Annotated in this window: 27 protein-coding genes and 1 pseudogene; 11 read left to right on the forward strand and 17 right to left on the reverse strand. The window is 66.3% G+C overall.

The annotated features are described in order from the left end of the window. Both ACLN58_RS01945 and ACLN58_RS01950 read left to right on the forward strand, forming a co-directional pair. Positions 1–1086: AMP-binding protein (locus tag ACLN58_RS01945; protein WP_415853594.1), on the forward strand; the 1086-nt coding region annotated here is incomplete at its 5' end. Between the two features lie 474 nt (positions 1087–1560). Further along, positions 1561–1860: a hypothetical protein gene (locus tag ACLN58_RS01950; RefSeq protein WP_415853595.1), complete on the forward strand. Its 300-nt coding sequence runs from the start codon at positions 1561–1563 to the stop codon at positions 1858–1860. On the opposite strand, the pseudogene ACLN58_RS01955 reads toward ACLN58_RS01950, so the two are convergent. Beyond that, positions 1857–2407, reverse strand: a pseudogene (locus tag ACLN58_RS01955) (recombinase family protein). The gene ACLN58_RS01950 and the pseudogene ACLN58_RS01955 sit on opposite strands and share 4 nt — an antisense overlap. Before the next feature lie 112 nt (positions 2408–2519). Between ACLN58_RS01955 and phoU the strand changes: the two are divergent. Next, entirely contained in the window at positions 2520–3182 is a 663-nt protein-coding gene (gene phoU, locus ACLN58_RS01960; protein WP_415853596.1) for a phosphate signaling complex protein PhoU, read from the forward strand. A gap of 120 nt (positions 3183–3302) precedes the next feature. Here phoU and ACLN58_RS01965 read toward each other — a convergent pair whose 3' ends face one another. Next, positions 3303–3749, reverse strand: a complete 447-nt coding sequence (locus ACLN58_RS01965; RefSeq protein ID WP_415853597.1) for an SdpI family protein — start codon at positions 3747–3749, stop codon at positions 3303–3305. A 365-nt stretch (positions 3750–4114) separates the two neighbouring features. Here ACLN58_RS01965 and ACLN58_RS01970 point away from each other — a divergent pair, with 365 nt between their 5' ends. Further along, positions 4115–4765 carry a hypothetical protein gene (locus ACLN58_RS01970; protein WP_415853598.1) on the forward strand — a complete coding sequence of 217 codons (651 nt, stop codon included), beginning with the start codon at positions 4115–4117 and terminating at the stop codon, positions 4763–4765. Between the two features lie 309 nt (positions 4766–5074). Here the strand turns inward: ACLN58_RS01970 and ACLN58_RS01975 are convergent, their stop codons facing one another. Beyond that, positions 5075–5794 (reverse strand): hypothetical protein, encoded by a 720-nt coding sequence (locus ACLN58_RS01975; RefSeq protein ID WP_415853599.1) that lies wholly within the window; start codon positions 5792–5794, stop codon positions 5075–5077. Between the two features lie 268 nt (positions 5795–6062). Between ACLN58_RS01975 and ACLN58_RS01980 the strand changes: the two genes are divergently transcribed. The 3 genes from ACLN58_RS01980 (at position 6063) to ACLN58_RS01990 (ending at position 7493) form a co-directional block, all read left to right on the forward strand. Next, complete coding sequence (locus ACLN58_RS01980) at positions 6063–6587, forward strand: hypothetical protein (RefSeq protein WP_415853600.1); 525 nt, start codon at positions 6063–6065, stop codon at positions 6585–6587. 91 nt (positions 6588–6678) lie between these two features. Next, positions 6679–6882 carry a cold-shock protein gene (locus tag ACLN58_RS01985; protein WP_415853601.1) on the forward strand — a complete coding sequence of 68 codons (204 nt, stop codon included), beginning with the start codon at positions 6679–6681 and terminating at the stop codon, positions 6880–6882. A gap of 242 nt (positions 6883–7124) precedes the next feature. Continuing rightward, positions 7125–7493, forward strand: a complete 369-nt coding sequence (locus ACLN58_RS01990; RefSeq protein ID WP_415853602.1) for a hypothetical protein — start codon at positions 7125–7127, stop codon at positions 7491–7493. Positions 7494–7766: 273 nt separating this feature from the next. On the opposite strand, the gene ACLN58_RS01995 is transcribed toward ACLN58_RS01990, so the two are convergent. The 9 genes from ACLN58_RS01995 to ACLN58_RS02035 form a co-directional block, all read right to left on the reverse strand. Then, entirely contained in the window at positions 7767–8210 is a 444-nt protein-coding gene (locus tag ACLN58_RS01995; protein ID WP_415853603.1) for a helix-turn-helix domain-containing protein, read from the reverse strand. Positions 8211–9412: 1202 nt separating this feature from the next. After that, entirely contained in the window at positions 9413–9685 is a 273-nt protein-coding gene (locus tag ACLN58_RS02000; protein ID WP_415853604.1) for a hypothetical protein, read from the reverse strand. Positions 9686–9716: 31 nt separating this feature from the next. Next, complete coding sequence (locus ACLN58_RS02005) at positions 9717–9863, reverse strand: hypothetical protein (protein ID WP_415853605.1); 147 nt, start codon at positions 9861–9863, stop codon at positions 9717–9719. Then, positions 9860–9988 carry a hypothetical protein gene (locus tag ACLN58_RS02010; RefSeq protein WP_415853606.1) on the reverse strand — a complete coding sequence of 43 codons (129 nt, stop codon included), beginning with the start codon at positions 9986–9988 and terminating at the stop codon, positions 9860–9862. The genes ACLN58_RS02005 and ACLN58_RS02010 overlap by 4 nt, the downstream gene beginning before the upstream one ends. Positions 9989–10331: 343 nt before the next feature. Then, positions 10332–10982, reverse strand: coding sequence for a metallophosphoesterase family protein (locus ACLN58_RS02015; protein ID WP_415853607.1), 651 nt, complete (start codon positions 10980–10982; stop codon positions 10332–10334). Further along, positions 10982–11293: a hypothetical protein gene (locus tag ACLN58_RS02020; RefSeq protein WP_415853608.1), complete on the reverse strand. Its 312-nt coding sequence runs from the start codon at positions 11291–11293 to the stop codon at positions 10982–10984. The genes ACLN58_RS02015 and ACLN58_RS02020 overlap by 1 nt, the downstream gene beginning before the upstream one ends. 97 nt (positions 11294–11390) lie before the next feature. Further along, positions 11391–12254, reverse strand: coding sequence for a hypothetical protein (locus ACLN58_RS02025; RefSeq protein WP_415853609.1), 864 nt, complete (start codon positions 12252–12254; stop codon positions 11391–11393). A gap of 222 nt (positions 12255–12476) precedes the next feature. Next, positions 12477–12920 (reverse strand): hypothetical protein, encoded by a 444-nt coding sequence (locus tag ACLN58_RS02030; protein ID WP_415853610.1) that lies wholly within the window; start codon positions 12918–12920, stop codon positions 12477–12479. A 90-nt stretch (positions 12921–13010) separates the two neighbouring features. Next, the gene (locus ACLN58_RS02035) at positions 13011–13835 is read right to left on the reverse strand and encodes a hypothetical protein (protein ID WP_415853611.1); all 825 of its coding nucleotides are present in this window, start codon (positions 13833–13835) and stop codon (positions 13011–13013) included. A 203-nt stretch (positions 13836–14038) separates the two neighbouring features. Between ACLN58_RS02035 and ACLN58_RS02040 the strand changes: the two genes are divergently transcribed. Then, positions 14039–14368, forward strand: a complete 330-nt coding sequence (locus ACLN58_RS02040) for a hypothetical protein (RefSeq protein WP_415853612.1) — start codon at positions 14039–14041, stop codon at positions 14366–14368. Positions 14369–14759: 391 nt separating this feature from the next. Here ACLN58_RS02040 and ACLN58_RS02045 read toward each other — a convergent pair whose 3' ends face one another. Both ACLN58_RS02045 and ACLN58_RS02050 read right to left on the reverse strand, forming a co-directional pair. Beyond that, positions 14760–15872, reverse strand: coding sequence for a sensor histidine kinase (locus tag ACLN58_RS02045; RefSeq protein WP_415853613.1), 1113 nt, complete (start codon positions 15870–15872; stop codon positions 14760–14762). A 253-nt stretch (positions 15873–16125) separates the two neighbouring features. After that, entirely contained in the window at positions 16126–16839 is a 714-nt protein-coding gene (locus ACLN58_RS02050) for a response regulator (protein WP_415853644.1), read from the reverse strand. A gap of 940 nt (positions 16840–17779) precedes the next feature. Here ACLN58_RS02050 and ACLN58_RS02055 point away from each other — a divergent pair. Beyond that, positions 17780–18529 (forward strand): hypothetical protein, encoded by a 750-nt coding sequence (locus ACLN58_RS02055; protein WP_415853614.1) that lies wholly within the window; start codon positions 17780–17782, stop codon positions 18527–18529. A gap of 462 nt (positions 18530–18991) precedes the next feature. Here ACLN58_RS02055 and ACLN58_RS02060 read toward each other — a convergent pair whose 3' ends face one another. Both ACLN58_RS02060 and ACLN58_RS02065 read right to left on the reverse strand, forming a co-directional pair. Further along, positions 18992–19897 (reverse strand): NADP-dependent oxidoreductase, encoded by a 906-nt coding sequence (locus ACLN58_RS02060; protein WP_415853615.1) that lies wholly within the window; start codon positions 19895–19897, stop codon positions 18992–18994. Between the two features lie 120 nt (positions 19898–20017). Then, positions 20018–21232, reverse strand: coding sequence for an MFS transporter (locus ACLN58_RS02065; protein WP_415853616.1), 1215 nt, complete (start codon positions 21230–21232; stop codon positions 20018–20020). 227 nt (positions 21233–21459) lie between these two features. Between ACLN58_RS02065 and ACLN58_RS02070 the strand changes: the two genes are divergently transcribed. Next, the gene (locus ACLN58_RS02070) at positions 21460–22113 is read left to right on the forward strand and encodes a TetR/AcrR family transcriptional regulator (protein ID WP_415853617.1); all 654 of its coding nucleotides are present in this window, start codon (positions 21460–21462) and stop codon (positions 22111–22113) included. A 146-nt stretch (positions 22114–22259) separates the two neighbouring features. Here ACLN58_RS02070 and ACLN58_RS02075 read toward each other — a convergent pair whose 3' ends face one another. Further along, positions 22260–22820 (reverse strand): hypothetical protein, encoded by a 561-nt coding sequence (locus ACLN58_RS02075; protein WP_415853645.1) that lies wholly within the window; start codon positions 22818–22820, stop codon positions 22260–22262. 118 nt (positions 22821–22938) lie between these two features. Between ACLN58_RS02075 and ACLN58_RS02080 the strand changes: the two genes are divergently transcribed. After that, positions 22939–23532 (forward strand): hypothetical protein, encoded by a 594-nt coding sequence (locus ACLN58_RS02080; protein WP_415853618.1) that lies wholly within the window; start codon positions 22939–22941, stop codon positions 23530–23532. The last annotated feature ends 44 nt before the right edge of the window (positions 23533–23576 follow it).

Genomic DNA, 23576 nt, shown 5'->3' on the forward strand with positions numbered 1-23576 from the left:
CCCGCCGTGCACGCTGATCCCCACGCCGCCGCGGTCATCTCCTATTCCTCCGGCACGGGCGGCCCGCCCAAAGGAGTCGTCCTGAGCCAGCACAACCTCGTCGCGAACATGGCCCAAGGGCGCGCACTCCTAGGCGTGACGCGCGACGACGTGCTCCTGGCCGTCCTGCCGTTCTCCCACATCTACGGCCTGACCGCCATGCTCAACCTCGCCCTCGGCGAGCGTGCCCGCCTCGTGACCATGCCCAAGTTCGACCTCGCCGAATTCCTGCGCATCACCCAGGACCACCGCTGCACGTACCTCTTCATCGCCCCGCCCATCGCGGTCGGCCTCGCCAAGCACCCGCTCGTCGACCAGTACGACCTCTCGTCCGTCCGCGTCGTGCTCTCGGGTGCGGCGCCCCTGGACGGCGAGCTGGGGCGTGCGGTCGCCGAGCGGCTGGGCTGCACGATGCTCCAGGGTTACGGCATGACCGAACTCAGCCCGCTGTCCCACCTCATCCCGTCCGACGCCGCAGCCCGCGTGCCCCTCGACGCGGTGGGCTACACCGTGCCGAACACCGAATGCCGGCTGCTGGACCCCGCCACAGGCGAGGAGATCGAGCTGCCTGCCCGGGGTGTGAGCGCGCCCGGCGAGCTCCTGGTGCGCGGGCCGCAGGTCATGCTCGGCTACCTCAACCGACCGGACGCCACGGCCACTACGATCGATCCGGACGGGTTCCTGCGCACCGGCGACCTCGCCACGGTCACCGCCGAGGGGGTCGTGAGGATCGTCGACCGGCTCAAGGAGCTCATCAAGTACAAGGGCTACCAGATCGCCCCCGCCGAGCTCGAGGCGCTCCTCCTCACCCACCCCCAGATCGCCGACGCCGCGGTCATCGGGGTCCACGCCGAGGACGGCGAGGAGGTGCCGAAGGCGTTCGTCGTCCGGCAGGCAGGGGCCGAGCTCGGCGACGAGGACGTCATGGCGTTCGTCGCCGAACACGCTGCACCGTTCAAGCGCGTGCGATCCGTCGAGTTCGTCGACGCGATTCCCAAATCGGCCTCCGGCAAGATCCTCCGGCGCGAGCTGCGCGCCCGGGCCTAGCGGAGCGTCTCAGGCCACACTGCACCGCCACCTCAAGCAGTTCGGCGCCGACACCCCGCCGGAAGGGGCGGCCATCGCCCAGGCTCCGCGCAGCCGCTCCCGGTACGGCCGCTCCAAGGCCGCCGACCCGCGTACATGAGCCTGTTTCGGGAGCCGGTACGCCGGGTATCGCCAGTGCGAGGCGTTTGATCGGGCTGCTGAGGATAACGAACGACGCCTCCTCCATGGTGGAGGGACAGGATGGCAGGCACACGACACGGGTGCCCGCCATCGCCATGTCCGGGGCTCGGCCGAGACAAGGGGCTTTGGCCCTGATCGCCGCGCGCCCCCGGCGGCGAGGATTGGGTCGTGCGGGCCCGTCTGGGCGTCGGAGGGGACAGCGGGGTCCAACCCCCAGCGGCGGGCCCACACATCCGACATTGGCTCTGGCCGCGGGCGCCGCTCGGGTCGCGGGGGACAAGGGTGGGGGATCGAATGAGCAGATGGATTGTGAGCATGGACCTGATCGACCTTCTCGCCAGCGCGGCGCGGCGGATCCGCAACGGGAAGATGCACGACGGGTTCTTCGAGTACGACGACGCCACCACTGTTGACGCCATCGCGACGGCGCTCATCGATCTCAACTACGTGGTGGTCGACGAGAACTATGGCGAGGAGGCCGAGAGGCCGGAGTACACGTTCCGGCCCGTACAGGAGATCCTCGAGGGGCCACTCAAGCCGCGGCACTACGTGCAGATCTGCCAGGCTGTGGATTTGATCGCTCGCTGTCGTTAGCTCGTGAGTGATCGCGATCGTCTGTAGAACGTTGCCCGGGACATTCCGAGGTCGCGGGCAACCTGGGCACCGGGCTCGCCGCTTTCGACCAGGAGGAGAACGTCCTGATCTGGCTGTCGGTGATCCGGCGGGGCCGGCCGCCGAGGTCCTTACCCGCTTCCCTGCGCTTGCTGATGGAGTCGAGGAAGCGTTCGCGTTTGATCTCGTGCTCCATCTGCGCCCGAGCGGCCATGATCGTGAACAGCATCGACCCCATGGGTGTCGCGGTGTCGACGTCGCCGCCGCCCAGGTTCAGCACGCGCAGGCCCGCTCCTCGGCCGCGGAGCTCGTCGGCGAAGGCGAGCATGTTCTGGCCCGAGCCGGTCCAGCGCCGTGATGACGAGGGTGTCGCCCTCGATCAACGCATCCAGTGCCCGGTCGAACTGGGCCGTTATGCCCCGGACACCCCGCGGTCGAGGTAGAGGTCATCGCGGCGGACTCCGGCGGCCAGGAGGTCCGCCTGCTGCCGGTCGGTGGACTGCTGGCGCGTCGAAACACGCCATCTGATCTTTCGTGTTGGACTTTTTCGCGTCTGGAAGCCGAAGATGTTCCCGCTCGCGCCGAGATCTGCGGCAGGATGGCGGTGAACCATCGAAAAACCGGGATCCGAGGGGCAGCAGGTGCGCAACGTCTTCCAAGCAGAACTCCACCAGATCAACGACGAGCTCATCCAGATCAGCACCCTGGTGTCCGAGGCGATCGACAAGGCCGTGGCAGCCCTGGACGCCACGGACCTCGACCTGGCCCAGGAGGTCATCGCCGGGGACGCCCGGATCGACTTCCTGGAGAAGGACCTGGACGAACGCAGCATCGACATCCTCGCCCGCCAGGCCCCCGTCGCCGGAGACCTGCGCATGGTCGTGGCCTCCCTGCGCATCAGCGCCTCCCTCGAGCGGATGGGCGATCTGGCCCGCCACCTCGCACAGCTGACCCGCCTGCGCTACCCGGACCCGGTGATCCCCGAGAGCCTGCGCCCGGCCTTCCTGGAACTGGGCAGCCTTGACACCGACATCGCCCGCAGGATCGGCGCCCTGCTCGCCACCCACGACCTCGAGATCACCTCCGAGATCGCCGCTGCGAACGCCAAGGTCAACGAGGTCCACGCCCGCATGTTCCAAGCCGTCTCGGCCGAGACATGGCACGAGGGCCCCGCCCGGGCCGTGGACGTCATCCTCGCCAGCCGCTACCACGAGCGCTTCGCAGACCATGCCGTCGCCATCACACACAAGGTCGCCTACCTGGTCTCCGGCCAGTGGCGCGACGATGCAACCCGCGAAGCCTGAACCACGGCCGGTAGGCCACCACGCCGGAAGCACTGGGCAGCTGTGGGCTCGTGTGTGGTTGAGACGGTAGGAGTCGGTGCCGAGGCACTAGTACGGATCGGTATAGGGTGACGGCTCGACTTAGGCTGAATTCGCGGCTCGGACGGCTGAGGCGATAACCCAGACGAGCCCTCCGACGAACGCCGCGATAGCCCCCCAATACGCTGTAGGGGCGAACAGGCCGACGACGCCGCAGACGGCGGCCACGCAGAAGGCGATCACCACGGGCTTGACCCCGGCCGCATGACCAGCCGTCCACGCAGCCTCGCTCCTCTGCAGCGGAGGGATGCGGATTCCGACAGTACTGTTCGGTGGGATCCGGCCATCGCCCGCAGCCCGATTGATCAGCGTGATCAACAAGAGCAACCCTGTAAACACCCACCCGAGAGCCGCCAGGCCTGCTGCTGCGTCATGTCTCCCCACGTGCATAGTGTGCCCTATCGGGTGCCAATAGCGGCGTCGCAGGCGGAAAGCGGTGCATCCATGTCCGGATGCAGATCGGCTATCGGACCGAAGACGGACCGCCATTTAGCGACCACAGAACACCGCCACCGAGCGATCACATCCACAGCCAGGCGGCCAGAAGCTACAGGTACCAGACGGGCGGCTACGCCCCGCAGTGGGCGTACAGCCAGCCATGGGCGACAGTGGAGGCGGTCGGCTTCTGGGGGTGGCTTGTGAATTCGTGAAATATCCGACGCTAAGCACTTCGGTCATCGCGTTCCGGGCATGCGCGCCTAGGCGCAGAGCCTGGCTTAGGCCTTCCAGTCCGTATCCGCCCGATTCTTCCCGGAAACCACGTCGACGTCGACCCGAGGGCTCTCGCAGCAAATGTCTCTTAACATCGCTTTGTTGTTGACGAAGGCATCGCTGGATACAGGACACTGAGACCGATGGAATGGTCTACGTCGGATACGGTTGCCACGATCGCCGCGATCGCTCAGGTGTCAGCGGCGGTCTTCACCGCAGTCATGGCTCGCCGGACACACGGGCTTGCTACAGAGACGGCAGAGATGGCCAAGGAGACGCAGCGGGCGGCGAACGCAGCCGAGACCCAGGCTAAGGCGACGGAGACGCTCGTCGCCGAGGCGCAGCTCGACCGGGAGGCATCTTGGAGCCCTTATCTGACGAGCAACGTCATCACGGCTACGAATAACGCATCCGGAGCACCTGGCAGCCCACAGGGGTACAGCCAGACGCTCACGCTCACGAACCTGGGGCGTGGACAGGCGATGAACTGCGCCTACGTCGCACGGCCGGCGAACGACAGCCAGTGGTGTTGGATCCGACATCCCGGCCTCGCGGGCGGGGACTCCGCGGATGAGCTGACAGCCCATCCTGGAGACGGAGAGCCTCCGTGGGAGCTCCTCGATCCATCACCGCACGACCCAGACCAGACGGCGCGTCTCGAAGGGGCTCTCTTCTGCGAGGACGTTTTCGGCAACCGTATCCGCTTCCCGATCGGACGCCGGGGCCGGGACATCTGCCGCCCGGAGGATGACCACCCGCCGGCTTGGGCAACCTCTCCGCGCATCTGGCCCTGACGAGGGGAAACTTCACTGACCCCCATGCGCCTGGCCTTGGCCTACGAAATTTTCCTTTTTCTGAGACCACCCAGAGATAGCGCTGCTCGTAGTCGGACGTGCGAACTCCGTTTCCGATGACCGAGTACAGAGGAAACAGAGCACCGGTTGCCACAGGCGCGTACACGGCAAGCGTTACACCAGCTCCCGCGAGATCGCGCGGAGAAGTCGGCCGGTAACACGACGTCTCACCAACGATGGTTTGCGAGCCCGTCTTGAGCGGTTCAGAATTCCTTGTCCTCTGGCGAATGTGGGGAGGCCTACTTTCTCTCAGGCGAGGGTCAGGGCCGACCGGAAAGGTTGATAGGGCGCCTCGACACCCAGTTGCTTGTGGAACTCCTGGGCGAACGCGTCGGCTGTGCGCCATGCCCAACGGCAGCCGGCGTAGCCGAACAGTTGATCAGGGAACAACGGGTTGCCAGCCGACGTGAAGGGATGCGGTTGGAAGCTCGTGCCGCCGAGATAGCTCCGCAGCTGCCTCTCGAAGGCCCTCAGTTCGCTTCCAACCTCGTGAGCGCCCTCCTTGAAATGGATGAGCTTGTTGCGGACACCGACCAGCGCGCTAGCTGGCTGGTACGGCGCACAGCTCTTGTCCATCCGCCGTTTGCCGAGCAGTGCCAGAACGAACTGGTACTTGTCGAGCAGCCCGGCGCCTTCTACTAGATCCCAGGTGTCCTCGAGCTTGCCTCGGTCATCGTGTGACAGTAGCCCATCCACATAGGGGAAACCACGTCCAATGAAGTTGGGACGAGCTTCATCGCTCAGGGCCAGGCTTGCCGACAGGAACACTTCGTTGATATTCGCCTCCATGAACATGAATGAGGAGACGATAGAGGAGCTGGCGAAAGCCCAGTGCTCGTCCATTGCTGTTTCGGCTTCGGGACTTCCTTGCACCAACGCAGGGTGGGACTGCTCTCGTTCTTGACACCGCCGGGCCATCAGGACCGCAGTTTTGGCGTTGCTGATCGAGCTCCACTTGAACAAGGTCACGCGTATGTCGTCGCTGATCCCGATGTTGTCGCTGATCCCGACTCCGGACTCCTCCTCATTCGTGCCCGTTGGCCTGCCCCTTCGACGTCGAATCATGCGGTGACTGCATCTTGGCCACTCCTTCGCGGCCCCCTGCCGCGCGACCAGTATCACGCCTCGTCTCCGAGATCTTCCAGCAATGAAGAGACCTTGGCGTCGGATATTTCACGAATTCACAAGCCGGGCCTTCTGGGCCGAGAAGCGGCTCCACGAGACGGGATGGCCCATCGTGAAACGGCGCGACGGCAACGGCGTCGACTGGGCCGGCGTGGACGGCACCGCATGGGACTGGACCCGCGAGCATGGCTTCCCCGAACTCACCGTGGAGGCGGCACACCTCGATGACGACGAACTGCGGCAGGCGATCAAGACAGGGGAGTACTCCGTCCGGGGCACGGGCCCCTGGCTGACGTCGACCCGGGCATCGCTGCTGGCCCGGCTCATCCTTGCCGCCCATCCCGATGCGGTGTATCTGGCCGTCGAGCAAGAGGGAGGACGCGTGGCCAGGGCAGCGGTGTACGGCGGGGGTGAGGCCCGGATTGCCGAGATCCTCCCAACCCCACCGGAGGAGGCGGAGCCCGGGAGCGGGGATGAGGCCTCGCGTTTGCTGAGCCTGATCGACCCTGGCGAGGCCAACCCGCTGTGGGCCCAATTCCCCCGCACCGCCGGAGGCGCCGCCACCCCACGGGCCTTCGACCTGGTCGGAGCGGCCGAATGGTCGCCTCTGGTGAGGCACTTGCGCCCCTCCGAATAGCGGCGGGCCCGCACATAGGATGGGGCCGAGGGACGGCGTGAGAACCGGCCGCACAGCGCGGCCACGACGCCGTCAGGGGAAGGCAGCACCGATGGCAACAGGCACCGTGAAGTGGTTCAACTCTGAGAAGGGCTACGGGTTCATCGCCCCCGACGACGGCTCGGCCGACCTCTTCGCCCACTACTCGCAGATCGACTCGCGCGGCTTCCGCAGCCTCGACGAGGGCCAGAAGGTCCAGTACGAGGTCGGACAGGGCCAGAAGGGCCCCCAGGCCCAGCAGATCCGCCCCCTCTGACGGGCGCTCTGCCCGGTTCTGTCATCCCACAGAACTAGGATGGAAACGACGGCGCCGGACTGGTGACAACGTTCTCCTTTCCGTGGTTGGTAACCGGTGCCGCAGGCCGTAAGGAGTGGTGTCCCCGGCCGCGAGGGGAGGGGCTTTCATAAGGTCCCTCCCCTCTTCCCAACCCGGCACACCTGGCACACGACCTGGTCAAGGGACGAGACCCCGACCCAGTGGCTTGGAGGACAGTGACCATGGACGCACAACAGACCCCACAGCCCACCGCACCTCAGGCCGCCGAGGCCCTGCAGAACAACCTCGCAGAGCACACCTACGGGCTGATCGAGGCGCTGGCGGCCGAGGGGCCGCTGACCCGGCAGGAACGCATCAACGAAGTGGCGTGGAGATCGCGCTACGCCGTCCCCGGCCGAAACCACCTCGAGCAGACGACCGTCGAACGAGAGCTGGACACCATGGTCCTGATGCGCCAGCTCGCGGAGGCCTTCACGGAAAACGTGGCCCTCGCCGCGTACTTGGCCCGCGACAGCGGGGCGACGTGGGCAGAGATAGGGGCCGCAGCCGGGATCAGCACGTCGACCGCAAAGAAGCGGTACGGCCCGTGACAGCGTGCAATCCGCCGAAGCGTGCGGATTGGACATGCACATGGCATGCTGTGGTCAGCGCCCCGCCGGATATTCTGAATCCCCCATCCGGTAGGGGCGCGCCATCGTTTCAGGGGAAGGCGCGTGCGCATGTGACCGATCGGTGGAATGCTGCGCGCCCCGACCCGCAGGCCGTGCTCGAGCAGGCTGCCCTGGCCGCAGCCGAGCGCGCCGCAGCCGACTGGGTCGCCGGCCGGTACACGCCACGGTGGGTGAAGGCCCTCGCCGGGGCGGCTATGCCCGCAGACGGGCCTGCAGCGCCTCCGCGTCTGGGAAGCGCCTGAGGAACTCGCGAATCACCTCGTCATCGCCGGCCACTTCGAGACTGTGGGCGCGCAGGCGCTCGGCCGATCGCACGGCCCGATCGGTGGCGCTGCGGACATCGCGGAGCGCTTCGATCAGCTCACCCACTGGGTCAGGTAGCCGCGGACCTCGCGACCGTGCCGCAGCCGGCCGCCCGCCGTGGAGCAGTGAGGCAGCAGTCCCCTTCTCCCATCCGAGGCCGTCGTCGACCTTCCGGAGGGTGCTTGGCGTGACCGCGACGTCCACGGCACCTTCCAAGGCGGTCAGCGTCGAGTTCGCTGGGCCGCCGCGCCGCCACACATCCTTCTGGGTAAGCCCGAGCTCGCTCCTGCGCTGCCGGATTGCTTCCGCCAACGTCCGCCTGTCTTCTGCCACCGGACAAGGCTAGCCGCCGATCACCCGGTCAGGAGGGAGAGCCTGCCAGCAGTTCGGGCAGGCGGGCCCCTGAAGCGCGGAGCGTGGCGATCGCCGAGGCGACCACCGCCTCGGCCACGTGACGTGCGTGCTCTTCGGGCATCGTCAGGTATGAAGAGAATTCGACCTCGCAGCTGCAGCCAGGAACGCCGGCTTTGACACGCTGGCGGTGCTCGAGCAGGCCTTTCGCTGCCTGGCCCGGGCGGCTCGTGAAAAAGTGAAATATCCAACGCTAAGGGTTCGGGACTCACCCGCGCTGTGTTCAGTTCCTCTTCCTTACCGGATTCCGATGTTTTCGGGACTTCCCAGTGTTTCCGGGGCCCGGAACTCGGTTCGAGTCCCACCTTGGGCACAGTGTTTCCGCGGGTCAGGGCCCTTTGGGCCTCTGACCCGTGTGGACACTGTCCGCACCCTGTCCGCGGGTCTCTTATGACCGTGTCGGTAACTCCGTGTTTGTCCGTGGCCGTTCTTGTGGCCGGATGCCTTCCTTCCTTGAGGTTCGCGGCTTAATGTTGCTGCCGTGGTCGCTGTAGGACTACAAGCGACTGCAGGAAGAGATGAAGCCAGTCGCTACGAGTGAGGAAGTGAGGAAGAGCCATATTACTTGCTCTCTACTGTCACGTTAGCGGCTTACGCCCAGGTAGGATAAGGAGAGACAGCTATGTCATGGTGGAGCAAAGTATTGCGCGCAATCGCGGGTTTCTTTTATAGAGTCGTTAATTGGTTGAAGCGCGCAATTTCTGGCAGTTCCTGAGGTTGAAGAGTTCTTCCGGTGTGCTCATGAGTGCCGTCGACTCTATGGAAACGATGTGAATAACCAAGGATTATCAACAATGCGTCTCCAAATGCGCTCTAGCTTTGGACGCTGCCGGGGCTAAAAGCCGATCCCGGAAGAGAGGCTTGGAGCAAGCATAGGCCTAACGACGCTGGCGCCATGGTTGGTGAGTTCCGCCGCTACGAGATCATCGCGAGGGCGCTCACGCCGGCGAAGTCAACCTAATCGTCGGAGACCAGGAGACTCCGGCGCAGGCGACTTAGCGTCGGATATTTCACGAATTCACGAGCCACCCCTTAGTCGACGAGGCGCTCCTCGAGCCCCTCGTCCGGAAGCTGGCATGTCTCAGATGATCGGCGGTCCCGGTCGGCCTTGTGGACGTACGCCATCAGGCGGCGACACCCACCCGGCAGTCGTAGCCGAGCCGGTCGAAGGCCCGCGCCGCGGCACCTGGGATGCCGTCGGCGAAGAGCCCGACGGCCCGGTCGAACTCGTCCTGGGCGACCGCCGCGGCAGGGGAGTAGGGGTCTGGTCCGCCGATCAGGACGCGGCGCGCGAGCGACCGGAGCCTGTCCCAGACGGTGGTGTGGGGCTGGCGCCAGTGCAGGTCGATGGTGATGCCTGAGGCTGAGCTGAAGCGGTGGAGCCGTGCTGGGGTCACGAAACGATCCATGCGTAGAGGCCCGGCCCGGTCAGGCTGCGAGGGCGCGCGGCGCCTTGCGCGGCTCGGCCGCGGGCTCAGGCTTGGCGGCGGACGCCCCGGCCGCCGAGGATGTCACCATCTTTGGGCGCGACAGGACGGTCTGCTTGACGTCGTTGTACAGCTCGTGGTCCTTCACGGTGCCCGTGACGGCACGACGGTTGCGAAGACCTTCTCGGCCGCCGGGCGTTCGAGCTCGAGCGGGGCCAGGAGATCACCGCGGCCTCGATGACGGATCAGCGTCGAGGTGGTGGTCGTGCACATGAAGGTTCTGGATCGGCTGGAGGTGGGAGTCCGTGCCGGTGACGGTGATCTTCTCGCCCTTGGCACTAATCGGATCGCGCGGGCGCCTCAGATCCGATCCTCAGTTGGCGCGGAGATCCCGGATCGCTCGAGGCCCTGGGGCTCCCGAGGCAGGGCCCGGGTTTCGTAAGATCGCTCGATTGACCCGGCTGGGGGAGCCGGCATCACCCTTTCAGCCCCGTCATGCCCGAATGGGCAGGGGCCTAACCTCGAGTCGCTCGCCGTCGATGATCAGCTCGACCATGCTGTCCTTCCACATCTGGTCCGCGGCGAGCACCTCGACCCGGGTGGCGGATCCGTCCTTTCACTCCAGGATGGCCGAGTGCCGCAGATGCCAGTGGCCACAGAAGACGACCCGCGGCCTTAGGGTAGCGACAATCCGTTGAAGCAGCTCGCGGGTGACGTTCGCTTGTGCTTCGATCTCTGGGGGGAGGTCCATACCCTTCAACCCAGTCACACCAGCGGGCGCTTCGTGCACGAGAAGGACATCGAGCCGCTTGCCGGCCACGTTCTCGATCAGCAGATTCGCCTCGGCTTCGGCCGGCTCCTCCTTTGCCGCCCAGAGCGTCTTCCCTTCCTTCCGCCAGGCTCTGTCCACCGAGAAAGCACCTCCTAGCGCCCCCACGCGGACCCCGTCGAAGTCAACGACGACGCCCCTCGGCAGATAGGTCAGCCGATCCGTGAGCCGGCGAGTGCCGTCGGCCTGGAGGGGAAGCTCCCGGAGGGCGGGGTGGTTGTCGTGGTTCCCGTCGATCCACCACATGCGAGCGGACGCTTGTTCCATGAAGTAATCCAGGCGCCGGACCATCTTTTCGCGGGAAATATCCGGGAAAAGCAACCCGCAATCGCCCACTTGGAACAAGGTGTCGATGCCGGTTGCCTTGATGGTCTTGGCTGCCAGCCGTGCAGCCAGGATGTTTCCGCGGAGGTCCCCGAGGGCCGCGAATCGGGCCATCAGGATTCCTCGACGCGCTCGATTGAAACGACTGTGGTGGTCATCCGCAGAGTCACCACGCCGTGGGTCCTCACGCGCAGGTAGAAGGCCCCATCAGTACCGACAGTCAGCCGCGAGATGCCGACGAGCGGCAGGCACTCTCCGTCGCGCCTCAGGTCGGCTATGAGATCCCTGTCGCTCATTGGTTCGGCCTGATGGGGCAGTCTGGTCACAGTGCTGGTGCCATCTGCGCGGAGCTCGAATAGGTGTATGGAGCCTGCAGCCGTCGTCACCTGCCACAGTCCGGTATCCCAGTCGGTCAGGTCCTGCACGTTGGGCACTCCATGTATTCAGTAAGAGAGCACGATTTCATTAGTGTTCCGGGGGTGAGAGGTACGCGGTCGTCCAGTTCGCCTCCCATGCCATTCGTCACTCTGGCCGCTCTTTCGGTAGGGCGATGATCCGGGGCCGGATCATCAGCCGGACCTCGGCGGTCTGGCCCGCATCTGGGAGCGATAGCAGGATCGACCCGCCCCCGTTCTCGATTCGAGGCGCTCGGTAGTCGTCCAGCTGGAGGTGGGGAGCGAGATGCGTGGATGTCATCTCATCCCGCAGGGATTCAGCCTGTTCCGGTGCGAGGCGGTCGAAGGCGAGCTCCACGACGATTCGCGGAGAAGGATGTGATCGCCATGACTCGATGCTGTACGCGCCCGTAGCAGTGAGGAGCCCGATCCTCCTTAATATGGCGCTTTCAATGTCCAAGCCCGCCATCGTCGGGGCGTGTCTCTTCGCGTAGAGCCGCTCCTCGCGCGTCCATGCAGCGGGCTCGTTTCGTCCCGCCCAACTCGCCAGTTCGGCGCTGACGGGCTCAAGCTCCTGAGGGCGAACCCCTGCGATGACGATCTCGCCCGCGATCCCGGGACGGTAGAGGCTTGTGCCTGCCTTGTGCCGCCTCACACGGAGGCCGGGCAGACCGTGCATCTCGGTGTCCGGGTTGGCGCAGTCTTCGATCACGGGAAGGATCCGGTCTCTGACGTCGGTGATGTCTGTCCCTGGCCCGAAGTGGATCGTCAGGCGCTCATCCCGCGGCTCGACGCGGACAATGCCGTACGCAGACGGGTCGCTTCCCCGGGGTGTAAACCGGAGAGTGCGGAGTTGGCTGAAGAAGGCCCCTTCGAGCTCTCGCTGGCCGGGCTTTGCCTGCTCGTCAGGCCCCTGAAGAACCCGCTGATAGCGCTGGCCTGTCGCCTTTGCACGGATGCGGGCCGGGCGAGTTCGTGCTGACTGCGGCATGACGCTCCTCAAGCACAGGCTGCCGACTCAGAGTGCTTCGGGGCGTTCAGGTGTGAACGACATCGGTTAAGTTGGGTGGGCTGGTGCGCTGCGACCTTCGCGGTTGGATAGTCCAGTCGGGGACTTCCTCCGGCGGGCACCCATGAGTCCCGACGCTGAGGACTATAGCAGGTGCTAGTTCGACGCTGGCGACGGTGGCGCCTCGCGCGCCTATCCGGCCGATCACCATACGTGCTCTCCGAGGTCGTACTGTGCCGCTTCGAGAACTGCGTCCGGATGCGAGCGGAGGAGGTCAACGGGCCGGGCGTCGTCTTCGAGCATGCCGGTGGGGGAGCAGAGCCAGAAGGTGAGGTCCATTGGGTCGACCCGCCCCGCGGCGGCGACCTCGAGCAGCTTCGGGATCACCGAGAGCACGCCGCCGTTCTCGGCGTACTGGAACGGCGGGTACCACCAGGTGTCCTGGCCGCGGCGGCGGTACGCCAGCAACCGGCCGCGCCGTCGCAGCGAGGCGACGAGCCCCAAGTTGTCTGAGTGCCTCATTCGGGCTGCGGCCTCGAAGACGGTAAGGCGGCCGAACTCGCGCTCGATGGCTTCGACATCGCGCTCCTCCTGCTCCAGGGCACGCGCCATCGCGGCAGAAATACGGTCTTCCTCCTCCTCGCCCATGGCATCAGTGTGACGGGTCGGTGGAGGATTCACCGAGCCCCTCGGCGCCCCATCGACACGACACCGCCCCGACACCACCGACGGGACGGTCTACGTCTCCTCGCCAAGCTGCTGCCGCCGAGGAGGGAACCCTATGGCAGAGAGGATTTCCTCCAGCGACATCCGGATGTTCGAGAATGCCGAAGCATAGAACGCGGGGGTGAGCTCGTTTGTCCGGGCGTCGTCGAGCTCACGCAGCACCCGGAGCGCGTCCCGGATCGCTTCGAGGGCGTCGTCGTCGAGGACGATCTCGCGCTTTGCATCGAGTGTGCCCAATGGGGCATCGAGCGCCTCGAGCCGGGCTAGCCATGTCAGGCGCCCATCCTTCCCGACGGTGCCACCTGCCCGGGCGGTCGCGGTAGCCCGCCACGTGGCGAGAGTGGACGCGAGCCGCTCAGGTGCCGACTCTGACACTTCCCTGATTTCGGCCAGCGCGCGGCCTCGATCCAGTTCCACTAGGTAGCGGAGCCAAGGGAGCGCGCCGTCGAGGTCCCCGCCGGCCTTGAACGCGTGCACAACGCGTTCAGGTTCGGCCGCCGCGGCATTCTCGGCGAAGTCGTCCACTGCCCTGCGGATGCCTTCCAGAGACTCACTGAGCGGCCAATCACGGAGCGCCCGCGCTGGCGAGACATTCCCAAGCATTGGATTCTGGCTCTGAAGCCACCCTCGGGCAGTTGTGGGTGTGTCGATGGTGGTCAGCAGCATCGTGAGCTCATAGCTCGCCTTGAGTTTGTCGACGGCGCCTTGGTGTGGGGTCGCCTCGCTGCGCTCCCACTTGTCGAGCTGCTCAGTGTTGTCCAATCCAGCCGCGTACGCAAGCAGCGGCGAGCTAATCAGGTATCGAAGGGTCGAGATGATGAGCGAAGTGCTTTCCAACGGCTTCCTTCCGACGCGTCCAATGCCAAGGCTACGGCCGTACGCTTGGCAGAGAATGGGAGATCGCGCAGGGGAGGGGCGGGATGGGGTTCAGACTCTGGGACCGGGGGCGGCGGAAAGCGAAGCCCGGCGCCCGGTGGTTGCGCCGAACTGATTCAGACCTGCGCATCAACATCGGGGGCGGTTCATTGGTCGGGCCCGACTTGTCACTGACCGCCGAGCAGGCAGACCGGGCGGTCGAAGCGCTCCTAGCGAAGGCGGACAAGGCTATCGAAGAGGGCGAAAGCGGAACCTGGCGGCGTCGGAGAGACCGGGTCAAGGCCTACACGACCTGGCGGAGTGCGCCGTCAGACATCCGCGTCGATCTTGGGTCGGGACCTCTTGTCGAGGGCCTGACCCTCCCCAAGGACCGGGCAGATGCCGCGATGGAGGCGCTTGTTGCGCGAGCTCGCAGGGTCGCGGAGCGCGGAACCCGGCTTGACCGGCCTCGTCTGAGCGACGAGCTCGACGATGCGGAAGGCTGGTGGTGGTGACGATCAGGGAGCATCCGGCGACCCGACATGAGCTCAGGGACCCCGTTCGAGGCCACCGCCTCGGCGTCAGCCAGCCGTACCTTTCCGAGATTGTGGCCGGCGAGCCAAAGGTCCTCAACGGCCAGTTCTTCCGGGTCCTCGACGAGCACGGCACGAGCTGTCCTTCCGGACGGACGACAGTGGCTGAGGCGCTCGACACCCCTGTACGGCACGGTCGTCGGCCAGATGGTCCGTGTCTCGACCGACGCCGTCGCCTTCGACGCTGGATTCTTCTAAGCGTCCTTCAGACTGCTCACGTGGCGTTTGGGCAGGTGAAGGGCGCACATGCTGATGTCGCGCTGCTCGGTACGGCGAACGCAGCTGCTGGCCGGGCATTGCTGGGGCCGTCCGCTCAACTTTCGGGGTGCTGCTCGGTGGGGCTGTCCAGTGGCGTGCGATGCCCGGCGTCGGCTATGGGGAGCTCGGCTCGCACCGTGAATCCGCGACCGTTACGCCCGTAGGTCAGGTCTCCACCGACAAGACCGACCCTTTCCTGAAGTCCGAGGAGTCCATAGCCCGGTCGGCCTCCAGTCCGTTGCTCCGACCCGCCGTCATCTCGAACCTCAACGATGAGCTTCTGGAGAGACCAGGTCAGCCGTATATCGACGCGGGCGTGGGTCCCTGCGTGTTTGGTGACGTTCGTGAGTGCCTCTTGAAGCACTCGGTATGCAGTGTGACCGATGCTGGAGTCGAGGGGGCCGGGGTCACCGACTGTGGTGACATCGACCGTGATTCCTATGGCCCGGACGGGGGAGAGCAGGCTATCAAGTTCCCCGAGTTCGTGCAGGGGCACGGCGTTGGCCGCAACGAGGTCGGCGGACCTGAGGACGTCGAGCAGGCGCCGCAGCTCGTCCATCGTCTGCGAGCCGACTCGTTCGATGAGTTCGAGCGCCTGCCTTGTGCGCGTCGGGTCCGCCTCCATGATCTTGCGCCCCCCGGCAGCGTGCAGAGTCATCACCGTGACAGAGTGGGAGACGATGTCGTGGAGTTCGGCGGCGATGCGCGCGCGCTCTTCTTGCACCGCGGCTACCGTCCTCTCCTGCACGAGTTGTAGGCGATGCACCCGCCTGCGGTTGCGCGCGATGCCGGAGCCGATGGTCCACGCCGCGGCGATCTCCACGAGCAGGGTGAGCAGGTACACCGCGGGCCATCCCGTAAGGACGCGGCTTCCGACCGTGATTGCTGATGGCGTGAACGCCAGGAGCGCCGAGGGGATGGACACAGCCATGGTCCTGTCGGTCGCGACGGCCGCGACGGCGACCAGCAGCCCGGCGAACGGGACATGGGTCGAGTCCGTCGCCATGATGCCCCCTGGCGAGAGAATCGGAATGGCGAGAGCCTGATGGATGATGGACAGTCCCAGAACTGTGAGCGGCGCTGCATGGCGCCACGGCAGGATCACATAGCCTACGACGAAGTAGATGAGGATCGGGGCAGGATCTGGTCCCAGGGGGACAGTGCCCAAATCCAGGACCAGCCCGATGAGCTCGAGCGCGCCGACAAGGGCGGGTACGACGAGGTCCGAGCGGCTCGGCCACCTGACACTGAATCGCCGCTTTGGGTGACGAGCCGGTCCGGCTGTTTGTCGGAGCGATAGCCCAGTCATCTGTGACCCCCTCGAAGGCGGAGACGAAACCTGTCCCTAGAGTGTCCGACTGAGAGCCCGGCCCCGCATCCACCCGCAGATTGAGCAAGGCCCACCCATCGGATGATTGCCCTCAGCCTCGAGGGGGCTGGACGAGCCCGCCGCGGAACGCTAGAGCGACAGCCTGAGAGCGGTCGGTCAGGCCGAGCTTTGTGAGGATGCGGTGCACATGCGATTTCACGGTGGCTTCGCTGAGGAAGAGTTGCTCGGCGATCTGGCTGTTCTTCATCCCTGCAGCCATGGCGGCGAGCACCTCCTGCTCCCTCAGCGACAGCCGGCCCAGGTCCGCAGCCGCGGGGCCGCGCTCCATCGGCACAGGCGGGTCCCGGTGGTCTCGGGTGAACTGTTTCAGTAGGCCCCGGGTGACAGCGGGGTCAAGCCAGCCGTCGCCTCGCGCAAGGGCCCGAATGGCGGCAGCGAGGATCTGCGGTGCCGAGTTCTTGAGCAGGAAGCCAGCGGCTCCAGCCTTCACTGCCTGCCCGACCTGGTCGTCATCGCTGAACGTCGTCAGCACCAGGACGGCCGGCGGGCCTCCGTGCTCCGCGGCGAAATCGTCGGAATTGAGGATCCTTGTCGCTTCCGTCCCGTCCGTGCCCGGCATCCGCAGATCCATGACCACGACGTCAGGCCGGACCAAGATGACGGCCTCCACGCCAGATCTCCCGTCAGCGGCCTCGCCCACGACCTCGATCCCGGGCTCGGCCGCGAGGAGCAGGGAGAGGCCAGCTCGGATCAGTACCTCGTCGTCGACGAGGACGACCCGGATGGGTGCAGGTTCTGTTTCCAGCGCAGCCTCCTGAACATCGGCAGTCGAGGGCCAGTATCCGACCTAACCGGCGTGCAACCCAAGGTGCAGTCCATCGATCTTGGGATGGAATCCCGTGTTCCACCCGGGGATAGATTCCCCGGGTCAACCCGCGGAGCAGACTCTTTGCCACGGCACGAACAATCGGGCCGCAGGGAGTGGGGGCCCGAGTAGCGGCGGGCCCCCACAGACCGCCAGAAACGATAGGAGTGAGTTCAATGAACCGTTGGAAGCGCCTCATACTGGCCGTCGCATCCGCCCTCGGGATGGTGGCCGCGTCCGCGGCGCAGGCACTGGCGAGCGGCACCTTTCCGTGATGCCGAGCCCTGGCCTCTTGTGACGCGGACGTTGCGAGCCGCGGGCGGTCGTCCCGACCTGGACGGGCGGCCGCCGCAGCGGCCCGCGCGGTCGTCTTCCCCTTCGGCGCCGAGGCTGCTTCGGCCCGATCGATATTCCGCCGAACCGGCGTTGGCCCTTGCCTGCGTTCGCTCCGAGAAGCAATGGGCACGTCGTTGCGCGCTGCGGAAGCCTGGCCCCGAAACCTCAAGTCCACACATTTTGCGGAAGGGAGGCCGCGATGGGACATCGGAACGTCGCCATCGCGCAGCCGCACGGCAAGCGCGAGCCTATGTACCAGGGCTCATATCGGAGGCATCATCTGCCCTGGCGCGGATTCGCATTGCTTGTTGCCATGGCGGCCCTCATTGCATTCATTGGGGCGATGACAGTGGCGAGCGAGCAAGCCAACACCGTACCGCTTCCGGCACCGACCCCGGCCCCGCTAGCGGTATCCGCAGGCCCAGATGGGGCAGCGACCGATGGGCAGCTGCCACGGCTCATCATCCGGTTCCCCTACCGGGCGCATTTCTAGACCGGCTCCTGAGCTGTCCGATCCGTATCACGCAGTAAGGAGTGGAAGGTCATGCGTCTGCGTTTCCTGGTCTCGCGTGGCGACCTGCCGCAGGGTTCCGGTCGTCGAGCTTTGAGCACCAAGGCTGAGTCGGCCGAGGGCAGGCTTTGGGGTGAACTCGCCCATGTCCATGTCGGAGCTGGACGAGGAACCCTGAAGATCACTGGGCTCTCCGTCCTCTGGTTCGCGACGACGGCCGCCAGCATCGCCCTGGCCAGCTTCGCCTTCCACTTCCCAGGCTCGCTGCCGCCGGGCAACGGGGACGAGTTCGTCCCCCAGGGGGTGGTTGGGGCAGCGATCCATGGCGGAGCCACAGGCCTTGTTGTCGGCGGCCTGCAGGCCTTCCTCCTGAGACGGGCGGGCCGCAGTGGCGGTCGATGGCTGGCCCTGACGGTCCTGGCGCTGTTCCTCGGACACGCGGTAGCGGACGTCCTGCCAGATGCCTACGGGTTGCCCGTGGTTGCCACGATGGGCGGATTCGCACTCGGAGCAGCTCAGTGGCTGGCGGCCGACTGGCCGCTTCGCATTGGGTCTGCCTGGATGGCAGTCACCGGTACCGCCTGGGCAGTTGCCATGTGGGCAGCCTACGAGGCCGGCAGGACGATGCCCGACTGGCGGATCGAGCATCTCATCATCGGCGGCGCGGTTGGCGTTTCCCTCGGGGCCTCGACGGCTGCGCTCTGGCTCTGGCGCCCCATTCGCGAAACCGCGTCGGCGGGTCGGCCCCGTCAAGGCGCCACCGGGCGGACTGGGACCCCGTGACTCTGCGATTTCATCCGTGGGGTGCCTCCTGCCGGTGCGTACCCGCGGCATGGTCGATCGTCGGCCGCGCCTCCCAACGTGGCGAGCGTTAGCGGGCGTCGATGACGAGCGCCGTGTATGAGCCGGGGGCGATCTCGGTCAGACCGGCGTCCCGGATCAGCGGACCGGGCGCCGGTCAACCGGCCAGGGCCGCGAACGGGATGGCGTCAGCCTCACTGGGGCGGCCGGACCACCTGCTGTGACCTACTCCGCAGGGCGATCAGGGTCGGCCAGCCGTCTATCCGATGACGTGCAACGGGGAAGAACACGAGCTCGAAACGCTGCAGCGCGTGATGCTGCGGCTGATCGCGCACGTGCGCGTCTGCCACGATCAGATCGGGTCGAACAGCCCGGCAGTCCAGTCTGCACCGGCAGAGCCCGTCGACGCATACACGACGGTCACCGGTCCGGGATGTTCGACGGTTACGAGCGAATGCTGATGATCGTCTTCCCCTTGCGGCGCTCGGTCGGGTTCAGGGCGGCGACTGCGTCCTCAAGCGGCGCGATGTTGTCGATATTGGTCCGCAGTCGTCCGTCGCGCACCCTCTGTACGATCTCGACAAGCTCGCCGCGATCGGCCTCGACGACGAAGTCCACCGCTAGACCATCGGCCGGACGGGTCTCCACCGGTCCGACGACGGACACCAGCGTTCCTCCGGACTTGATCAGTGCCGCGGAGCGCTTCTGGATGTCCCCGCCGATGACATCGAAGACCAGATCGACGCTGCCGACAGCTTCAAGCTCGTCGTTCTCGAGGTCGACGAACTCGTGGGCGCCGAACTCGAGCGCCTTCTCGCGGTCGGCGGCGCGGCCCGTGCCGATGATATAGGCGCCGGCCTCGCGGGCGAGCTGGGTCACCATCGTCCCGACCGCGCCGGCTGCGCCGTGCGCCAGGACGGTCTGGCCTGCCTGGAGGCGGCCGTGCTGGAACAGTCCCTGCCACGCAGTCAGCCCCGAGATCGGCAGCGACGCGGCCACCGTGAAGTCGACGTCGCCCGGCAGCGGCGCGAGGTTGCGTGCTTCGATCGCCACATACTCCGCCAGCGTGCCGTCGCGATGCCAGTCCGCGAGGCCGAACACCCGCTGTCCGACTGACAGTCCGGTGGTGCCGTAGCCGAGGGAGGTGACCACTCCGGCCAGCTCGTGGCCCGGGATCGACGGTGTCCTGTCATGGCCTGCGCGGTCGGTCCAGGTCGATGGCCAGTCCATCTCGGTCGGGACGAATCCCGAGGCATAAACCTGGACGATGACGTCGTTGATCGCGGCCGTCGGCTCGGGCGTCTCGGTCAGCGTCATTGCGGCCAGTCCTTCAGCCTGATCGGTCACCACTATGGCTTTCATGGGGTTGTCTCCTCTGTCGTGTGTCTATTGGTGTTTTGATCTGGTTTGCGGCTGCGGCGGTTCCGTCGTGCGTCGCGACCTGGTCGAGCTCGTCGGTGGTTCAGGTCGTCATCGGCTGGGTTTCTCCCCTCCTGTGCCCACGTCGTTCTGCTGGATGTCATTAATCGTGCCGGTGCGCGGGTTGCGTGCGGAGACAGTGGTGAACGCGGTGGCGGCGACGGCGAGTCCGAGGTATCCGAGTGTGATCTGTGGCAGTGAGAAGACGTCGGTGAGCTGGGCGGAGATGAGGCTTGGGATGGTCGCGCCGCTGTAGGAGAGGATGTAGATGACACCGAAGATCGGTGCCCGGTCGGCCAAGGTGCTGCCGTGCAGGAGGCCGCGCGTAGCGGCGCTGATCGCGATGCCTTGACCGGCGCCAGCGATGATGGTCGCCGTGATGAACAGTGGCAGTGCCCCCGTGATGATCGCCGCGATCAGGCCGATCCATCCCGTCAGGAAGGCGACCATGCCGATGCGCTGGGCTTCCGCCGATGAGAAGCGGCCGCCGAGCGGAGCGCCCAGAGCGCTGGGGGCCATGTAGGCGGCGAAGACGAGCCCAAGGACGAGCGGGCTCCTGGCGTGGAGCTGGTCCTCGACCAGCGCTGGCACGAAGGTCTGGTAGAAGTTCCCGGTCGCCCAGGTGGAGAGGAATACCGCGGCCGCAACAGCGAGCAGGTGCCCAGCTCCCACCGGGATGCGGACGTTCGGTCGCAGCGATCGCCAACCGCCCGGGGTCAGCGCAACGGTCTCGGGGCTAGCGGCGATGAGCACGGCGGACAGAAGGAGCAGGGCGATGTCGACGACGTAGATGAGGTCGCGAGGCCATGGCCCGAACTGGACTAGGGCGCCGGAGGCGACGGCGCCGACGGCGAGGCCGAGCATGACAGTCTGGCTGGAAGCAACAGAGGCCATCCAGGCGGGCCTGGCGGGCGCCGCGTCGACAACGTAGGAGGTCAGGGCACTACTGGCCAAACCGGCGCCGAGACCCATGAGCCCCCGTCCGGCAATCAGGGTGCCGATGTCGTGCACGCTCAACAGGACCAGGCATCCGAGCACCAGAAGCACGAGGCTGGCGACGGAGATGGGCCGTCGGCCCATGTGGTTGGACAGCCGTCCCAGGACCAGCAGCGTTCCGAGCGTGCCGACTGAGTACGCCACAACCGTCAGGAAGATGTCGGCGTTGGTGAACCCTTCCTGTGCCCGATAGATATTGAACAGCGGGATTGTCGAGCCCACCGTTGCAAACGATGCCAGCAGGGAGATCACCGCGGAGACGAACGCCAAGCGGAATGGGCCTCCCCGCTTGGCCCGGGTCGGTGTCAAAAGGTCCAGCCGTGACATTGCGGTTCAGCCTCCTGCGGTTGGTTGCATCGGTGGTTGTTGTCGAGCCACCAGCTGCTCTGGGCGCCTCGGGCGCCATCCTAGGTTTTTGGGCTTGCTAGCCCATTTGTTCCAGTTCACCATCCTCAAAAGTGGGCTGTCAAGCCCAATAGGGGAGTAAGCTGGGAAGCATGACAGCCACGACAGGAACTCGGGAGCCCCACAGGCTCACCGACAAGGGACAGGCAACCCGGGCCCGAATCCTGGAGCACGCCGCCGACCTCATCTACACCAATGGGGTCCACGCGACGAACAACGAGCAGCTTCGCCGCGCCGCCGGCGTCAGCGGATCGCAGCTCAACCACTACTTCCCGACCAAGGAGAGCCTCGTCCTAGCCGTGATCGCCTGGCAGGCCGATCGCGTCCTTGGGTTCCATCGCAGCGAGCGGTTCGCCCGCTTTGACGATCTCGAAGCCTTTCGAGATTGGGCGGATCACTACGTGGCCTATGAGCGCGCCTACCAGGAAGGCTGCAGTCTAGGCTCCCTCGCAAGCGAGATCATCAAGACAGACCTCGACGTCCACGATGAACTCGCAAGTGCATTCGACCAATGGAGGGACATCTTCCGCGATGGACTCCAAGCCATGCAGCGACTCGGGCGCCTCAGCGCCGACGCGGATCCGACACGGCTGGCGAATCTGGTTCTCTCCGCGTTCCAGGGCGGCATGCTCCTCGCCCAGGTCGCCCGAGACATCACCCCGCTTAAAGACGCGCTGCACGCCGCCATCGACTATGTGCAGACCTTCTCGACGCCTCTCGAACGCGAGCTACTCCCAGCCCGGTGACAGGCGCAGCCTGCCAGCGCTGCGGGTCCCGACCGGCCCACTATCAGATCGCGTCGAGCAGATCGTCGGCTCAATCCGCACCGGATGGAACCCGTGGACGGATTGTTACCCAAAGCTCTTAGGGAGGGGCCCGGCGTGCATCAGGGCTAGTCGCAGAAGGCGCACACCCCGGAGGCCGACAGCTCAAGCCCGTGGATTGGGCAGACCGGGCGGGCGCGCGGTGCGGCCGTCTTCGGCGGGTTCACTCTGGCCTCGTACCGGGGCGTCAGCAGCTGCTCGGCGTCGGCAGGGACGTCGGCCCCGTACGCCCGGTAGCACTCGAGGCGGGCTGCTGCCGCGGCGCGCTCCCGCTCGAGGTCCGTGGCGGGGACGTCCCGTCCGGCGGCGCGCAGCACGGCATCGAAGCCCTCGCCGACCATGCCGTCCGAGACTCGCACGACAAGGGAGGTCAGGGGCGGCAGGCCGCGCTCATTGCCAAGGCGGATGACCCGGTAGAGCACCTTGCCGATCCAGTTCCGGACATGCGATCCGGTCCGGACGCCGGTCGCCTCGAAGACCCGGTCCCGCAGCTCCGAGTATGTGATGTGGGCCGGGTAGGTCCGCGCGACGTCCTCGAGCACCGGGACCGCGGCCTCCGCCCACTGGTTGAGCGCCTGCTGGAAGGGTGCCCCCGCCTCGCCATCAGACCCCTGCGTCGTCCCTGGCATCTCCGCCACCCGCTGCTCCTCCACTCGGTCCTGTTCGCATCCTATCGGCGCGGGCCGCCCGTCGTCGGTCGCCCGCATAGAGATCCCCAGACCCCGACGCCGAACCCGAAACGTCGCCATGAGGCCCGTCGACCACGACCGCAGAGCCCGGATCGCGGCCGAGCTCGAGGAGCGCTTCCCGGCCCACGCAGGCCGCCTCCTCGCCGTGCTCGACGTGAACCCTTCAGCGGCCATGCCCTACCACGGCACCCCTCACCTTCTCGTCGTCGCCCACGCTGTCCTCGAGCTCGCCGACGGAGAGCACCTCGCGACCGAGGACACCGACCTGGTCCTGCTGGCAGCCCTCTTCCACGACTACGACCACGCCGGGGCCACCGACGACCCGGTGAACATCGCCCGCGCCGTCGCCGCCGTCCGCGCGCACTGCGCCTTCCACGACGCCGACCGCATCGCTGAGCTCGTCGAAGCCACGTGCTTCCCGCACCACGGCCCGGCAGACGACCCGGCGGTGGCGGTCCTGCGCGACGCCGACATCGTCTGGTCGAGCCTGCTCGTCCCGGACGCCCAGCGGTTCCGGAACGGGCTCGCCAAGGAGCGCGGTACACCGGCCACCGAGCAGGACGCGATCGCGTTCGTCATCGGACACGGCCTCAACACCGCCACAGCGGCCCGTGCGATCGACCGACACTTCCGTCAACCTAACTGCACTTAGGTGTTTTGATATGCTAGGTAAAGCAACATGTGAGTTCAGTTGAT

Source organism: Sinomonas sp. G460-2, assembly GCF_047759905.1.
Classification (GTDB): domain Bacteria; phylum Actinomycetota; class Actinomycetes; order Actinomycetales; family Micrococcaceae; genus Sinomonas.

Coding starts and splice junctions, on each gene's coding strand:
- ACLN58_RS01950 (WP_415853595.1), top strand. CDS start 1,561: ATGAGCAGATGGATTGTGAGCATGGACCTGATCGACCTTCTCGCCAGC.
- ACLN58_RS01965 (WP_415853597.1), bottom strand. CDS start 3,749: ATGGCGGTCCGTCTTCGGTCCGATAGCCGATCTGCATCCGGACATGGA.
- ACLN58_RS01970 (WP_415853598.1), top strand. CDS start 4,115: ATGGAATGGTCTACGTCGGATACGGTTGCCACGATCGCCGCGATCGCT.
- ACLN58_RS01985 (WP_415853601.1), top strand. CDS start 6,679: ATGGCAACAGGCACCGTGAAGTGGTTCAACTCTGAGAAGGGCTACGGG.
- ACLN58_RS01990 (WP_415853602.1), top strand. CDS start 7,125: ATGGACGCACAACAGACCCCACAGCCCACCGCACCTCAGGCCGCCGAG.
- ACLN58_RS02010 (WP_415853606.1), bottom strand. CDS start 9,988: ATGTGCACGACCACCACCTCGACGCTGATCCGTCATCGAGGCCGCGGT.
- ACLN58_RS02015 (WP_415853607.1), bottom strand. CDS start 10,982: ATGGCCCGATTCGCGGCCCTCGGGGACCTCCGCGGAAACATCCTGGCT.
- ACLN58_RS02025 (WP_415853609.1), bottom strand. CDS start 12,254: ATGCCGCAGTCAGCACGAACTCGCCCGGCCCGCATCCGTGCAAAGGCG.
- ACLN58_RS02030 (WP_415853610.1), bottom strand. CDS start 12,920: ATGGGCGAGGAGGAGGAAGACCGTATTTCTGCCGCGATGGCGCGTGCC.
- ACLN58_RS02055 (WP_415853614.1), top strand. CDS start 17,780: ATGCGTCTGCGTTTCCTGGTCTCGCGTGGCGACCTGCCGCAGGGTTCC.
- ACLN58_RS02070 (WP_415853617.1), top strand. CDS start 21,460: ATGACAGCCACGACAGGAACTCGGGAGCCCCACAGGCTCACCGACAAG.
- ACLN58_RS02075 (WP_415853645.1), bottom strand. CDS start 22,820: ATGCCAGGGACGACGCAGGGGTCTGATGGCGAGGCGGGGGCACCCTTC.
- ACLN58_RS02080 (WP_415853618.1), top strand. CDS start 22,939: ATGAGGCCCGTCGACCACGACCGCAGAGCCCGGATCGCGGCCGAGCTC.